Annotated in this window: 12 protein-coding genes; 3 read left to right on the top strand and 9 right to left on the bottom strand. The window is 68.3% G+C overall.

The genetic code is table 11. The features are described 5' to 3' along the window. Nucleotides 1-56: 56 nt before the first annotated feature. On the top strand, nt 57-1,409 hold the full coding sequence (glmU, locus tag KL771_RS01480) for a bifunctional UDP-N-acetylglucosamine diphosphorylase/glucosamine-1-phosphate N-acetyltransferase GlmU (RefSeq protein WP_261966792.1): 1,353 nt from the start codon (nt 57-59) through the stop codon (nt 1,407-1,409). A gap of 6 nt (nt 1,410-1,415) precedes the next feature. On the opposite strand, the gene KL771_RS01475 is transcribed toward glmU, so the two are convergent. After that, nucleotides 1,416-2,336: a DMT family transporter gene (locus KL771_RS01475; RefSeq protein WP_261966791.1), complete on the bottom strand. Its 921-nt coding sequence runs from the start codon at nt 2,334-2,336 to the stop codon at nt 1,416-1,418. Between the two features lie 351 nt (nt 2,337-2,687). Between KL771_RS01475 and glmS the strand changes: the two genes are divergently transcribed. Both glmS and KL771_RS01465 read left to right on the top strand, forming a co-directional pair. Then, complete coding sequence (gene glmS / locus KL771_RS01470; RefSeq protein ID WP_261966790.1) at nt 2,688-4,517, top strand: glutamine--fructose-6-phosphate transaminase (isomerizing); 1,830 nt, start codon at nt 2,688-2,690, stop codon at nt 4,515-4,517. A gap of 244 nt (nt 4,518-4,761) precedes the next feature. Continuing rightward, nucleotides 4,762-5,961, top strand: a complete 1,200-nt coding sequence (locus KL771_RS01465; protein ID WP_261966789.1) for a hypothetical protein — start codon at nt 4,762-4,764, stop codon at nt 5,959-5,961. 130 nt (nt 5,962-6,091) lie between these two features. Here the strand turns inward: KL771_RS01465 and KL771_RS01460 are convergent, their stop codons facing one another. The 8 genes from KL771_RS01460 to KL771_RS01425 all read right to left on the bottom strand — a co-directional run bounded on the left by KL771_RS01460 (nt 6,092) and on the right by KL771_RS01425 (nt 13,729). Further along, entirely contained in the window at nt 6,092-7,033 is a 942-nt protein-coding gene (locus KL771_RS01460) for an aminotransferase class IV (protein WP_261966788.1), read from the bottom strand. Nucleotides 7,034-7,086: 53 nt separating this feature from the next. Beyond that, nucleotides 7,087-8,475: an MmgE/PrpD family protein gene (locus tag KL771_RS01455; protein ID WP_261966787.1), complete on the bottom strand. Its 1,389-nt coding sequence runs from the start codon at nt 8,473-8,475 to the stop codon at nt 7,087-7,089. 14 nt (nt 8,476-8,489) lie between these two features. After that, nucleotides 8,490-9,272 (bottom strand): amino acid ABC transporter ATP-binding protein, encoded by a 783-nt coding sequence (locus KL771_RS01450; protein WP_261966786.1) that lies wholly within the window; start codon nt 9,270-9,272, stop codon nt 8,490-8,492. 4 nt (nt 9,273-9,276) lie between these two features. Further along, nucleotides 9,277-9,933 (bottom strand): amino acid ABC transporter permease, encoded by a 657-nt coding sequence (locus tag KL771_RS01445; RefSeq protein ID WP_261966785.1) that lies wholly within the window; start codon nt 9,931-9,933, stop codon nt 9,277-9,279. Nucleotides 9,934-9,937: 4 nt separating this feature from the next. Beyond that, entirely contained in the window at nt 9,938-10,609 is a 672-nt protein-coding gene (locus tag KL771_RS01440; protein WP_261966784.1) for an amino acid ABC transporter permease, read from the bottom strand. A gap of 70 nt (nt 10,610-10,679) precedes the next feature. Next, nucleotides 10,680-11,549: a transporter substrate-binding domain-containing protein gene (locus KL771_RS01435; RefSeq protein WP_261966783.1), complete on the bottom strand. Its 870-nt coding sequence runs from the start codon at nt 11,547-11,549 to the stop codon at nt 10,680-10,682. A 564-nt stretch (nt 11,550-12,113) separates the two neighbouring features. Next, on the bottom strand, nt 12,114-12,692 hold the full coding sequence (locus tag KL771_RS01430) for a cold-shock protein (protein WP_261966782.1): 579 nt from the start codon (nt 12,690-12,692) through the stop codon (nt 12,114-12,116). Between the two features lie 254 nt (nt 12,693-12,946). Next, complete coding sequence (locus tag KL771_RS01425; RefSeq protein WP_261966781.1) at nt 12,947-13,729, bottom strand: SIR2 family NAD-dependent protein deacylase; 783 nt, start codon at nt 13,727-13,729, stop codon at nt 12,947-12,949. Nucleotides 13,730-13,734 lie beyond the last annotated feature (5 nt).

Here is a 13,734-nt window from a genome sequence, read left to right as displayed (position 1 = left end):
GGCGCGGCCCCGCATGCTCGACATGCCGGCCGTCTGATCCTGCCGGAGATCCCCCCATGTCCGCCCGCTCCTGCCTGATGATCGTGCTCGCCGCCGGAGAGGGAACGCGCATGCGCTCCGAGATCCCGAAGGTTCTGCACGAGATCGGCGGCCGCAGCATGGTCGGTCATGTCGTCGCCGCGGCGCGCGGGGCAGGGGCGGACCGGCTCGCCGTCGTGGTCGGCCCCGGCATGACGGCGGTCGCCGAGGCGGTCCACAAGGCGGCGCCGGGGGCCGCGATCTTCACCCAGACCGAACGGCGCGGCACCGCGCATGCGGTGCTGGTGGCGCGCGCGGCGATCGAGCAGGGCGCGGCCGAGGTACTGGTGCTCTTCGGCGACACGCCTCTGGTCACGCCCGAGACGCTGGACCGCGTCCGCTGCACGCTGGAGGCCGGCGCCGATGTCGCCGTGCTCGGCTTCCGCATCGATCGTCCGACCGGCTACGGCCGCCTGCTGACCGAGGGCGATCGGCTTGTCGCCATCCGCGAGGAAAAGGACGCGACCCCGGCCGAGCGCGCCGTCACCTTCTGCAATTCCGGCATCATGGGCTTCCGCGGCGCCACCATGCTGTCGCTGCTCGATGCGATCGGCAATGCCAACGCCAAGGGCGAATTCTACCTGACCGATGCGGTCGAGATCGCGTCGCGGCGGGGCTTGCGCGTCGCGGCGGTGGAGGGCGACGGCCGCGAGGTGCTCGGCGTCAACGACCGCGCCCAATTGGCCGAGTGCGAGCGGCTGTTCCAGGAGCGCCGCCGTCGCGCCGCGCTCGCCGCGGGGGTGACGCTGATCGCGCCCGAGACGGTGTTCTTCGCCATCGACACCGCGCTCGGCCGCGACGTGGTGGTCGAGCCGAACGTGGTCTTCGGCCCGGGCGTGGTCGTCGAGGCCGGCGCGCGCATTCGCGCCTTCTCGCATCTCGAAGGCGCGCGCGTCGCCGAGGGGGCGGTGATCGGCCCCTATGCACGGCTCCGGCCGGGCGCGGAGATCGGCCGCGAGGCGCATATCGGCAATTTCGTCGAGGTCAAGAACGCGGTCATCGGCGACGGCGCCAAGGCCAATCACCTGTCCTATATCGGCGATGCCCGTGTCGGCGCGAAAACCAATATCGGCGCCGGCACCATCACCTGCAATTATGACGGCTACGGCAAGTACAAGACCGAGATCGGGGCGGGCGCCTTCGTTGGCTCCAATTCCTCGCTGGTGGCGCCGGTCCGGATTGGCGACGGCGCCTATGTCGGCTCCGGCAGCGTGGTCACCCACGATGTCCCGGCCGATGCGCTGGCGGTCGGCCGCGGCCGGCAGGAGATCCGCGAAGGCTGGGCGCGCGCCTTCCGCGAGCGGATGAAGGCCGAGAAGGCGAAGCGCTGATCCGGCTCAGCGCCGCAAGCGCGGCAGCGGTCCGCCGCTGGCCAGATAGACGCCGAGCGTGACCGCCAGAATGCCGAACCAGTCGAGCGGGGCGGGGATCTCGCCGAGGATCGGGATGGCGAGCAACGTCGAGACGGCCGGCACCAGCGCCCCGAAGGCCGCGCCCGACGAGGGGCCGAGGATCGAGACCGCCTTGGCGAACAGGACCAGCGACAGGATCGTCGCGACGACGCCCTGAAAGATCGCCTGGAAGATGAGTTCCCCGGCCGAGGCGCCGAGCGGCGCGAAGCCGTGGATGGCGAGATAGAAGGGCAGGAACAGGATCGCCGAGCCGACCGAGATGATTGCGGCGGCATGCAGAGGATCGATCGCGATGCCGCGCAGCGCCACCGTGTAGCAGGCCCACACGAAGGCGGCCGACAGGAACAGGAGATGGCCGATTGTCTTGGTTTCCCCCGGCGTCAAGGCGGTCAGGCCGGCGATCACCAGGATCCCGATGAGAATCAGACCGTAGCCGGTCTTGCGCGCGGCCGAGAAGCGTTCCCGGAACAGGAGCGCGGAGAGCAGTGCGACGAACAGCGGCATCACGCCGGGAATCAGGATGCCGCCATGGGCGACCGGGGCGAAGCGCAGACCGCCGGCCGCCAGGACGCCATAGGGGGCGCCGGCGCAGACGACGAAGATCGCGATCCGCGGCCAACCGAGCCGGTCGACCGCGAGGCCGCGCTTCATCAAGACCGGCGCCAGGATGATGCCGGCGGTCACGAAGCGCAGCATGACGATGTCGAGGGTGGTCAGCGTCGTCGTGATGCCGAGCCGGGTGATCGCCATCCAGCTCGACCAGATCGCGATGGCGCCGAGGCCGTAGAGTGCGCCGGCCAGGTAGCGGGCGCGCGGCGGGGCCGTCTCGATCGGGATCTCGGTCATGGCGCGCCTCGGCTTCGGGTGCGCGACCATACGCGAGCGCCGCTCCGGCGCGAGACCGATCTATGGGATATCGTCTATGCCGGATCGGCATGACGGCCCCCGGCCCGCGGCTCCCCGGGTCCGGCGCCGGGATCGTCCTCCGGGCGATGCGGACGGTCGGCCGACGATCCCTAACCGCTTCTTATCCGGTCGCCCCTATAGTACCCGTGCGAAACCGGAATCGGCCGTCGGCGCCCGGTTCGGCCAGGACCGGATCCGTGCTGTCACGATCCGACATCGAATGTGATTGTCGCGCCGGCCGGCCCGTCCGCTATCAGGAGGGCCTGACCGCCACGAAACGGGAGCCCTGCCATGTGTGGAATCGTCGGGATCGTCGGCCGCAAACCGGTCGCGCCGCTCATGGTCGACGCGCTGAAGCGGCTCGAATATCGCGGCTATGATTCCGCCGGCGTCGCCACGATCGAGCCGGACGGCGCCTTCGCCCGCCGCCGCGCCGAGGGCAAGCTGCGCAACCTCGACGACAAGCTGCAGAAAAGCCCGCTCGCCGGCCTGATCGGCATCGGCCATACCCGCTGGGCGACCCACGGCGCGCCGACCGAATCGAACGCCCATCCGCATGCGACCGACAAGGTCGCGGTGGTTCATAACGGCATCATCGAGAATTTCCGCGAGCTGAAGGACGAATTGAAGGCCAAGGGCCGCGTCTTCGCCTCCGATACCGATACCGAGGTGGTCGCCCACCTGGTCTCCCAGGCGATCGACGAGGGCGCCACGCCCGAACAGGCGGTCGCGCAGTCGCTGAAGCGGTTGACCGGCGCCTTCTCGCTCGCCTTTCTGTTTCCCGGCCATCCGGACCTCCTGATCGGCGCCCGACGCGGTTCGCCGCTGGCGGTCGGCCATGGCGACGGCGAGATGTATCTCGGCTCCGACGCCATCGCGCTCGCGCCCTTCACCGACAAGGTCACCTATCTGGAAGAGGGCGACTGGGTCGTGATCGACCGTGCCGGCGCGCGCATCTTCGACGAGCACGACGTGCCGGTCACGCGCGGGATGGTCATCTCGGCCGCCTCCGCCTTCCTGGTCGACCGCGGCAACTACCGTCACTTCATGGCCAAGGAGATCCACGAGCAGCCGGAGGTCATGAGCCGCACGCTCGGCCAGTATCTGGATTTCACCACGGGCCGCACCGCCCTGCCGGCGCACCTGCCGTTCGACTGGAAGACGCTCGATCGGATCTCGATCTCGGCCTGCGGCACGGCCTACTATGCCGGTCTCGTCGCCAAATACTGGTTCGAGCGGCTGGCCCGGATCTCGGTCGACATCGATGTCGCCTCGGAATTCCGCTACCGCGAGGCGCCGCTGCCGCAGAACGGTCTGGCCATCTTCGTCTCCCAGTCCGGCGAGACCGCCGACACGCTGGCCTCGCTGCGCTACTGCAAGGCGCAGGGCCAGGCGATCGCGGCGGTCGTCAACGTCACCACCTCGACCATCGCGCGCGAGGCCGACGTGGTCCTGCCGACGCTCGCCGGGCCTGAGATCGGCGTCGCCTCGACCAAGGCCTTCACCTGCCAGTTGTCGACCCTGGCCTGCCTGGCGGTGGCGGCGGGGCGGGCACGCGGCGTCCTGACCGACGCCGACGAGCAGGCGCTGGTCTCCGCGCTCGCCGAGATCCCGCGCCTCGCCGCCCAGGCCCTGCGGCTGGAGCCGCAGATCGAGCGGCTCGCCAAGACCATCGCCAAGGCCCGCGACGTGCTCTATCTGGGCCGCGGCACGTCCTTTCCGCTCGCGCTGGAGGGCGCGCTGAAGCTCAAGGAAATCAGCTACATCCATGCCGAGGGCTATGCCGCCGGCGAGCTCAAGCACGGGCCGATCGCGCTGATCGACGACAAGATGCCGGTCGTGGTCATCGCGCCGCATGACCGCGTCTTCGACAAGACCGTCTCCAACATGCAGGAGGTTGCCGCCCGCGGCGGCCGCATCATCCTGATCACCGACGCCGCCGGCGCCGAGGCCGCCACCGTCGACGCGGTCGAGACCATCGTCTTGCCCGCCATGCCGGCGACCGTGACCCCGATGATCTACGCGATTCCCGTCCAGCTGCTCGCCTACCATACCGCCGTGATCATGGGCACCGACGTCGACCAGCCCCGCAACCTGGCCAAGTCCGTCACGGTCGAGTAGGGGCGTCCCGGTCTGGTCCGGGGAGAGCCTTCGGAGCCGGGACTGGGTGCGCCAACCCCTTCTTGGACCGGTCGCGCCGGCGCCTCGCCGATCGACGCGTTTGGCCGCCTGGTGCCATCCAAGAGGCTTCGATCGGATTGGGGGCGGCCCTTGTCACCGAGAACATCCACGCTGACATCCCCCGAGACGAGCGCACTCTTGCAGGCTATGATGCCTTCGGAAGTCGGTCGTCCGGATGTCGGTCATGTATAATAAAATTTACCTGCATGTTGGAATGCCGAAGACCGGAAGCACTTATCTGCAGAACGCTCTGGATTTGCTTTCCCATCAGAGTGTAATGATTCATACCAGTTATCCGGTCTTGGATCAAAACGAGGACTTCGGGCGCATTCAGTCTGGAAACGGTCAGTTCGTTGCCGCTCAATTGTCGGTGAATAATGTTTCGGACGTCGCCGCGGAGACCGTGTCGCAGCGTCTGCGGGACATTTTGGACGCGGCGGATAACTCCAAGCCCAATCTGTTGATTTCAAGCGAGCTCTTCAGTTGGGCGCCGCCGCAACGGATGGCCTGTCTGCTCGAAATCCTCGGCTCGCATGCGCGATCGGTCGAGATCTTGGTCTTCGTGCGGCCTTTTGAGCGGCTGTGCCGTGCAAGCTACCACCAGAAAGTCAAACGACGCTCTTATTCTGGAGAGTATGACGAGACGTTCTTCGAGATCTTCAGCAAACAGCTCGTCGCTCAGCTATCGGTGATCGGAGGCATACCCAACATTGTGCATGTCTTGGACTATCGGCAATCGGGCCTTCTCGGTGCATTGCTGAGCGCCCTTGGGGAGGATCCGCGTCTGGCGGAAGCCATTCCCGAGCAGGTCGTCAATCGATCCTTGACCGGCCCCGAACTGCAAATTCTGCGAGGGGTCAATTCGGTATTTCGTGACGATGGACTGGCGACCCGCATCAGCAATCGCTGGATCCGTTCGAATCCGGATGCAGCCAGCGACGAGGACAGCGTCGACCGTGCGAGAGTGCTCGATGTCTTTCGCCGGGTGCTTGCCGAGAATGCCGGACGGCTTGAAAGTCCGACGTGCCAGGAGATGCTCCGACGTCTGATCTCCAATGTCGGAAATCCGGCCGTCGATGACACTGTCGCCGGGCCGCGTCCGGCTGGCAACACTGTCGAGGCGGCCTGTGTGGAGAGCGCCGAGCTCTTGCGGATGGCGTTGGAGGAGATCGCGAAATCGGTCAATCCGGACCAGAGCATCGACAGATATACGCGAAGCCTGACGCCGACACGCGAAACCTTCGATCCGGTGCACTACCTATTGCTCAATCGCGATGTCCTGGCGGCCGGCATCGATCCCGTGCAGCATTATCGGCGGTCGGGACACCTGGAAGGCCGCTTCACCGCGTTCGAAGCCGTTTCAGCGCAGTTCGACGAGAACTGACCCCGACCGGGGCCGCTGCGGAGCGGCGTTACCGGATGGACCCAGCCGGCCTTGCCGCGTTCGGATGGGACCCAGGGCCGGTTCGGCCCCAACGGACGGATGGTCCGGTTCCGTCTTTGCCGGAGCGCGCTCAGACCAGGTCGTAGCGGACCGGCTCGGCATGCCAGCCGGCCTTGCGCTTGGCCCAATAGGCCTCGCGCAGGCGGTTGGTGAGCGGGCCGGGGCGGTCGTTGGAGAGGATGCGGCCGTCGATGCGGGTGACGCCGAAGGGGCCCCCCGAGGTCGAGGAGAACAGGATCTCGTCGGCGTTGCGCAGTTCCTCCGCCGAGACCGGGCGCACGTCGCAGGGCAGGCCAAGCTCCGCGCAAAGCTCGATCACGGTCAAGCGGGTGATGCCGCCGAGCACGTTGCTGTCGGGCGTCGCCACCCGGCCGTCGCGGATGACGAAGACGTTGAAGCCCGGACCCTCGGTCACGTTGCCGGCGGCATCGAGCAGGATGGGCATGTCGGCGCCGCGCTCGTCGGCCTCGAACAGGCCCGAGGTCATGTCGGCCCAGTGGAAGTTCTTGTGCCGGGCATCCAGCGACGCGTCCGGGATGCGCACCGCCGAGGCGACGATGGCATGGGTGCCGCGCTCGATCACCTCCGCCGGCACCAGCCGCACATAGGGAATCGCGAAGGCGATCAGATACGGGCGGGCATTCTTCGGATGGCGGGTGGTGCCGGGCAGCGGCGCGCCGCGCAGGCAGTCCATGGCGACATAGGATTCGGTCAATCCGGACAGCGCGATCAGCCGGTGCAGCATCGAGCGGATCTCGTCGTCGGTCTCGCGCGGCACCAGCCGGGTCGCCTCCATGGAGGCGCGGAAGCGGGTCAGGTGGTCGTCGAGGCGGAAGAAGCAGCCGTCCCAGACGCTGACCACGTCATAGACCACGTCCGAGCGCCGATAGCCCCAATCGGTGATCGGAATGCGTGCCTCGCCGAGCGGCATGAAGGTGCCGTCCATATAGGCGGCGCCGCCGGCATAGCGGGGATCCGTGGCCGTGCGGGCCGGCGACGTGTGCAGGGTCATTGCGCGCACTCCCTTCAATCGACACGAGATTCCGATGCGGTCGGCAGTTCCGGTCAGACCGAGAAACGGACGCCCGGGGCGCCGAGCGACAGGATGGACCCGGCGAGGCGGTCTATGCAATCCGCGGTCCAGCCGCCGGCCGTCGCATTGTCGGTGAATTTGGCGATCACCTCGGCGCGGCCGACCGCCCGTTCCGCCGTGCCGCGCGGCAGGGGCAGGAACGGACCCTCCAGGGTCCGCCCGCCGGCCTGAATCGTGACACGGCCGGCCGGCCGGCGCTCAGGGCCGGACATGATGCGGTCGATCTCCGGGTCGACATCTGCGGTCACCGTCCGGGCGACGGCCGCGACGGTCGGATCGGTCCTCACGGCCGGATCGTACCAATGCGCCTTGGGGTGTCCGGCGGCGATCGCACCGAGGCAGAAGGGCAGGCTGAACTGGGCGTCGACCATGGTGGCGGGTGCCGCATCGAGGAAGTCGCGCGCGAGCCCGGCGGAGGTATGGACCGTGATCCGCTCGATCGCGGCCGGATCGAGCCCGCAGTCGCGGAACGCGATCTCGAAGGATTCCAGCGCGGTATGGATCCAGCGGCAGGCCGGATAGGTCTTCAGGCTGAGGTTGCGCGCCCACCAGACATGGCCGAGATCCTTGGTCAGGGCGTCGGCATCGAAGCGGTCGGAGCCGATCATGCGCCAGAAGCCGGTTTCGCCGTCGAAGACATCGACCGGCCCGACCAGACCGGCCCGGGCATGGAGGACGGCGCGCACCCCGGCCTCGGCCGCCGGGGCGACATAGTCCTTGAACGACACCAGCGGCCGCTTTTCCCAGTTGTATTTGCGCAGCGAGGGCAGGGGCGCGAGGCCGGCGGCGAAGCCGATCGCGTTGCCGAGATCGGCCGTGCCGAGCCCGCCGAGACGGCCATAGGCGACCGCGGCGCCGATCGCCTGGTGCTGGCAGACACCATAGACCTGCCGGTGGCGTTCCGGGCTCGGCTGGATCGAAAGGATGACGCGGCCGTTGACCTCGAAGGCGAGCGCGAGCGCCGTCAGCAGATCCCTGCCGTCGACCGGTCCGCCGGCCATGGCGGCGAGCGCGGCGGCGACGATCGAGGCGCCCGGATGGCCGAGGCCTTTGCCGGCGACCTCGAAGCCGTCGTCATAGTCGAGCACGTTGATCAGCCCGGCATTGGCGAAGGCGGCCGCGCCCGGCCCGGCGGTTCGGTCGGTTCCGAGGATGGGGCAGGGGCCGGCGGGCGACTCGGCGGCGGTGGCGGCGAGGAGGCGCCGGGCGAGATCGGTCGGCACCGCGGCGATCGCGCAGCCGATCGCGTCGAGAAGATGCAGCCGGACCCGTTCGATCAGGTCGTCGGGAAGGTCCTCGAAGCGGGTCTCGGCCGCGAAGGCGGCGATCCGGTCGGTCAGCGTCGCGGCGGCGGCCGTCATGCTCGGCTCCGGCGTCAGAAGCGGCGTTCGGTGAAGCGCTCGATGAAGCGGCGGGTGCGCTCCTCGCGCGGCGCCTTCAGGACCTGCTCGGGCGGGCCTTCCTCCAGCACCTTGCCGTCATGCAGGAACAGCACGCGGGTCGCGAAATGGAAGGCGAAGCCGAGTTCGTGGGTGACGATCAGCATGGTGCGGCCCTCGTTGGACAGCGCCCGGATCGCCGCCAGCACCTCGCCGACCAGTTCCGGATCGAGCGAGGAGGTCGGCTCGTCGAGCAGCAGCACCTCCGGATCCATGGCCAGGGCGCGGGCGATCGCGACGCGCTGCTGCTGGCCGCCGGAGAGCTGCGCCGGCCAGGCATCCGCCTTCTCGGCGAGCCCGACCGCGGCGAGCTGGCGCTCGGCGATGGCGCGCGCCTCGGCCTTCGACTTGCCGAGCACCCCACGCGGCGCCTCCATGACATTCTCGATCACCCGCATATGCGGGAACAGGTTGAACTGCTGGAACACCATGCCGACCCGGGTGCGCACCCGGTCGAGCTCGCGCTCGTCGTAGCGCTGCCCGCCCTTGCCGTCGGGCCGGCCGATCGTGCGGCCGTCGAGCGCGATGGTGCCGCCGGTCGGGCGTTCCAGGAGGTTCAGGCAGCGCAGCAGCGTGCTCTTGCCCGAGCCGCTGGAGCCGAGGATGGCGATCCGCTCGCCCTTGCACACTGCGAGGTCGACGCCCTTCAGGACGTCGACGGTGCCGAAGCGCTTGGTGATGGCGGTCGCGGCGAGCACGACGGGTTCGGGGCTGGTCATCTTCTCATGCGCTCCGGCGGCGCTCGATCAGGGAGGAGGCGAGGGAGATCGGCCAGATCACGACGAAATAGATGCCGGCGACCACGGTGAAGGTTTCGAGCGGCACGTAGTTCTGGCTGCTGAACAGGCGGGCATTGTACATCAGCTCATGCACCGAGATGACCGAGGCGACCGAGGTGTTCTTGGCCATCTCGACGGCGCGGTTGGTGTAGGCCGGGATCATCCGGGTCACCGCCTGGGGCAGGATGATGCGGAAGAAGACGCGCAGGCGGCTCATGCCGAGCGCCCGGCCCGCCTCCCACTGGCCTATTGCAACGGATTGCAAGCCATTGCGGTGGATTTCGGCGCAATAGGCGGTGCCGTTGAGGCCGAGCGCCAGCACGGCGGCGCCGAAGGCCGGCATCTGGATGCCGGTCAGCACCGGAAGGGCGTAGTAGAACCAGATCAGCTGGACCAGCACCGGCGTGTTGCGGAAGCACTCGACGAATCCCCGCGCCGGGATGGCCAGGGCGAGCCGGGGCGAACGCCGGCCGAAGGCGACGATCCAGCCGGCCGACCAGCCGATCGAGAAGGCCGCCGCCCAGAGCAGCGCGGTGGTGCCGGCGGCGCGAACGAGGAGATCGAAATCGGCGAAGACGACGCCGAACTGCAATTCGGGCATCGTCTCAGCGCCCCTGCATGGCGCGACCGCGCGCCTCGAGCCATTCGGACACCTGGCTGGCGGCGAACAGGACGGTCAGGAACAGGATCGCCACCACCGTATAGACCTCCAGCGGCCGGTAGGTCTCGGTCACCACCACCATGGCGGCATAGAGCAGTTCGTGATGGGCCAGCGCCGCGGCGAGGGTGGTCGTCTTGACCAGTTCGAAGCAGCGCTCGACGAAGGGTGCCGCCATCCGCCGTGCCGCCTGGGGCAGAATGATGCGGCGGAAGAGCCGCGTCCGGCTCATGCCGAGCGCCCGGCCGGCCTCCCACTGGCCCCGTTCGACCGAAACGATGCCGCCCCGGAAGACCTCGGCGAAGAAGGCGCTCGACTGGATGCCGAGCGCGGCCAGCGCGGCCCCGAAGGACGACAGCGTGATCCCGAAGGCCATCGGCAGGCCATAGAAGAACCAGAAGAAATGCACCAGCGGCGGGGTGTTGCGGAAGAATTCGATCCAGGCCGTCGCCGGCCATTTCAGCGCGCGCAGGCCGGACAGGCGCATCGCGGCCAGGCCGGCGCCGATCAGGATGCCGAGCGCGATGCCGGCCAGCGACAGCATGATGGTTCCCCCGAGGCCGGACAGGAGCACGGTCCAGTTTCGGGTGACGGCACTGAAATCCCAGACATAGGGCATCGATCGGGTCCGGTCGCTTCGCACGGAAGCCGACGCGCATCGCCGGGGCGGGATGCGCGTCGGGCGTTGCTCAGGCCTTGGTCCAGAGCTCGCGGACGATCGCCGGCGCTTCCTTCGGGTCGATGCCGCGGAAGGTGAGGAATTCCTCGTAAATCCTCTGGATCTCACCGGTTTCGTAAAGCGCGTTGAGGGCCACGCCGACCCAGTCGCGCCACGACTTGTCGGCATCCCGGCGCACGCCGGCGCTGGTCGAGGCGACGCGGAAGGGATCCGGCAGCACCACGGTGCCGCGCTTCACCCGCGAGCGCAGCAGGACGAGGGCGGGATGGAACAGCGAGACCACGTCGACGCGGCCGGCGACGAAGGCCGCCCCGGTCTCGTCGATGTTCGGGAAGCGCTCGATCTTGGCATTGGGCAGGCGGCGGGTCAGCTCGCGGTCGGGCGAGGTGCCGAGCACGACGCCGATGCGCACCTCCGGCTTGTCGAGATCGGCCCAGGTCTTGGCGGCCAGGCCGTCGCGCGCCAGCACGCCGAGCGCGTAGTAGAACATCGGCTGGACCGGGAAATCGATCGCCAGGGCGCGCTGCGGCGTGGCATCCATGGCGAACAGGATGTCGAACTGGTTGGCCTGCAGGCCGGCGATGGCGGTGCCCCAGGTGGTCTCGACCGCGACCGCCTTGACGCCCAGTTCGCGGGCGAGCGCGAGGCCTGCGCCCCAGCCGATGCCCTTCCATTCGCCCGAGCGCTGGTCCTTGAAGAACCACGGCTCGCCCGGCGGCGTGCCGATGCGCAGCTCGCCGCGCGCCTTGATCTGCTGCAGAAGGTCGCCCGAAGCCGGAGCCTGGGCGGCGGCCGGCGTGGCGGTCAGGGGCAGCGCGGTCGCGGCGGTGGCAAGCGCCACGGCGCTGAACAGATGGCGGCGGTCGATGGCATCTTCCATGGGGATACTCCTGACGGCTTCGGGCCGTGCTTTCGGCAGGGCCGGCTTCGCGTTCGGCGAGAGGCGGCCCGGGGCGTGAACGTCGGTCCGACCGGACTTCCGCGATCGCGTCGGCCGCGCGCGACGATCCCGGCGAGACCGCTGCGGCGGTGCGATGCGGTTTCCCAAGGGAAGGGCCGAACCGACGGCCTGCGCACGCTACCCAGGCGAATGGGTATCCGAAAGAAAAAACTTTTCCCAGATCGAAGCTTCAGGCAAACGCGCTCCTTTTCCGGGCATCCCGGTCCCGAAACGATCATATTCAGATTCGCAAGGCGATCGGAGTTTGCCCGCCAATCGGGTATCGACACTCGAGCGCCATCCGCAAGCAGCCTACCTCGACGTGAACGCCCCCGATCCCGCGCCTCCTTCCCCTTCGCATCCAAGGGGGGAGAAGGGAGCTAACTCGTTGAGTGATCGCGGAAATGAGCGCTCCCGATTCCGCAGCCCCCTTCTTCCCAAGGGAACGAACAGGGAGAACCGCTTGAGCGGCGCTATCCGAAGGGGTCGGGCAGGGTGGCCGGCTCAGTGCGAGGCGGGGATATGGCTTGGACCGTCGGGGCGGATCTCGGCGGCCATGCGGCCCTTCGGGCCGTCGCCGAACCGGACCAGAACGGTCTGGCCGGGGCGCAGTTCGGCAATGCCAAACCGGCGCAGGGTTTCCATATGGATGAAGATGTCCGGCGTGCCGTCGCCGCAGGTCAGGAAGCCGAAGCCCTTGATGCGGTTGAACCATTTGACCACCGCCCGCTCCATGCCGCTGGTCGGCACGACCTGGACGTGGGTTCGGCTGGGCGGCAGCTGCGACGGGTGGACGGCCGTCGATTCGTCCATGTGCAGGATGCGCAGGGCCTGCAGGCCGCGCGGGCGGTCGAGCACTTCGACGACGACACGGGCGCCTTCATAGGCGGTCTGGAAGCCGTCGCGGCGGAGGCAGGTCACATGCAGGAGGATGTCCGGCAGGCCGTTGTCGGGAAGAATGAACCCGTAGCCCTTGGCCACGTCGAACCACTTGATCGATCCGGCCACTTCGATCACGTCGACGGCCTGACTGTCGTCCAGCGCTTCAATAGGGCGGGCGTCCGGCGTAATCTTGGCCCCCATACCTAACCACCCCCGAGGCAAATACATGGCCGGAGCATACCGGCCCGCTTACGATTCGCGAAGCTGGAGCCCCGCACTGATTCTTAACGAAACAATATCACCCAGTCCGAGCCCGACTACCGGTTTCGATGATGTTGTGCCCGATTTCGCCACAATTGATACCGCGGAGACACGCTTCCAAGGCTTCGTGCCATTGACAGGATTTTGGCCGCCGGCTCCGTATCGGCAGGGACTGCACTGCAGCATCGGTCGTCTCACGGCGCGCCGTCCCTGCCGGCATCGTCGGAGGGGTCGAACAGGCGTCCGATCGGGCCGCGCAGGACGCGGTCGGCGAGACTGTCGAGCGCCGTTTCGTCACGATTGACGATCAACAACCGCGCCCCCGCGCGCCGGGCCGCGACCGGAAGCCCCGCCGCCGGATGGACCTGCAGCGACGAGCCGGCAGCGACGAACAGATCGGCGGCGCGGCTGGCCGCTTCCGCCCTGGTCATCTCGGCTTCCGGCATCGCCTGGCCGAAGCTGACCACCGCGCATTTGATCAGACCGCCGCAGGCTGGACAGCGTGGCGACTGCCCGGTCGCCGCGATCGCCGCCTCGGCCTCCGCGATCTCCATGCGCTCGTGGCAGTCGAGGCAGGATGCATGGGTGCCGGTGCCGTGCAGGCGGATCAGGCGGTCCTCCGGCACCCCGGACCGTTCGTGCAGGCCGTCGATATTCTGCGTGATCAGCGCGATCGCCTTGCCGCTGCCGACCAGCCGAGCCATGGCGCGATGACCCGCATTGGGAATTGCCGCCTCGAATTCGGCCATCAGGTGGAACCGTCGCCGCCAATCTTCCAGCCGGGCCGCCTCCGAGGCGACGAAGTCCTGGAACGTGATCGGACGCATCCGCGACCACAGCCCGCCGGGAGAACGGAAGTCCGGGATTCCGGATTCCGTCGAGACGCCGGCTCCGGTGAACAGCACCAGCCGCTTCGCCGCGCCGATCGCCTCGGCGAGAATGCGCCTTCCCTCGGCGAGATCCGACACGATATTCATGGCTC

Source organism: Prosthecodimorpha staleyi (assembly GCF_018729455.1).
GTDB lineage: Bacteria > Pseudomonadota > Alphaproteobacteria > Rhizobiales > Ancalomicrobiaceae > Prosthecodimorpha > Prosthecodimorpha staleyi.
Note: the sequence above shows the minus strand (reverse complement) of the source record. Positions and strands in the feature narration are given on the sequence as shown.

Excerpts from the sequence above, each read along its gene's own strand:
- glmU (WP_261966792.1), top strand. The coding sequence starts at position 57 with ATGTCCGCCCGCTCCTGCCTGATGATCGTGCTCGCCGCCGGAGAGGGA.
- KL771_RS01475 (WP_261966791.1), bottom strand. The coding sequence starts at position 2,336 with ATGACCGAGATCCCGATCGAGACGGCCCCGCCGCGCGCCCGCTACCTG.
- glmS (WP_261966790.1), top strand. The coding sequence starts at position 2,688 with ATGTGTGGAATCGTCGGGATCGTCGGCCGCAAACCGGTCGCGCCGCTC.
- KL771_RS01465 (WP_261966789.1), top strand. The coding sequence starts at position 4,762 with ATGTATAATAAAATTTACCTGCATGTTGGAATGCCGAAGACCGGAAGC.
- KL771_RS01460 (WP_261966788.1), bottom strand. The coding sequence starts at position 7,033 with ATGACCCTGCACACGTCGCCGGCCCGCACGGCCACGGATCCCCGCTAT.
- KL771_RS01455 (WP_261966787.1), bottom strand. The coding sequence starts at position 8,475 with ATGACGGCCGCCGCCGCGACGCTGACCGACCGGATCGCCGCCTTCGCG.
- KL771_RS01450 (WP_261966786.1), bottom strand. The coding sequence starts at position 9,272 with ATGACCAGCCCCGAACCCGTCGTGCTCGCCGCGACCGCCATCACCAAG.
- KL771_RS01445 (WP_261966785.1), bottom strand. The coding sequence starts at position 9,933 with ATGCCCGAATTGCAGTTCGGCGTCGTCTTCGCCGATTTCGATCTCCTC.
- KL771_RS01440 (WP_261966784.1), bottom strand. The coding sequence starts at position 10,609 with ATGCCCTATGTCTGGGATTTCAGTGCCGTCACCCGAAACTGGACCGTG.
- KL771_RS01435 (WP_261966783.1), bottom strand. The coding sequence starts at position 11,549 with ATGGAAGATGCCATCGACCGCCGCCATCTGTTCAGCGCCGTGGCGCTT.
- KL771_RS01430 (WP_261966782.1), bottom strand. The coding sequence starts at position 12,692 with ATGGGGGCCAAGATTACGCCGGACGCCCGCCCTATTGAAGCGCTGGAC.
- KL771_RS01425 (WP_261966781.1), bottom strand. The coding sequence starts at position 13,729 with ATGAATATCGTGTCGGATCTCGCCGAGGGAAGGCGCATTCTCGCCGAG.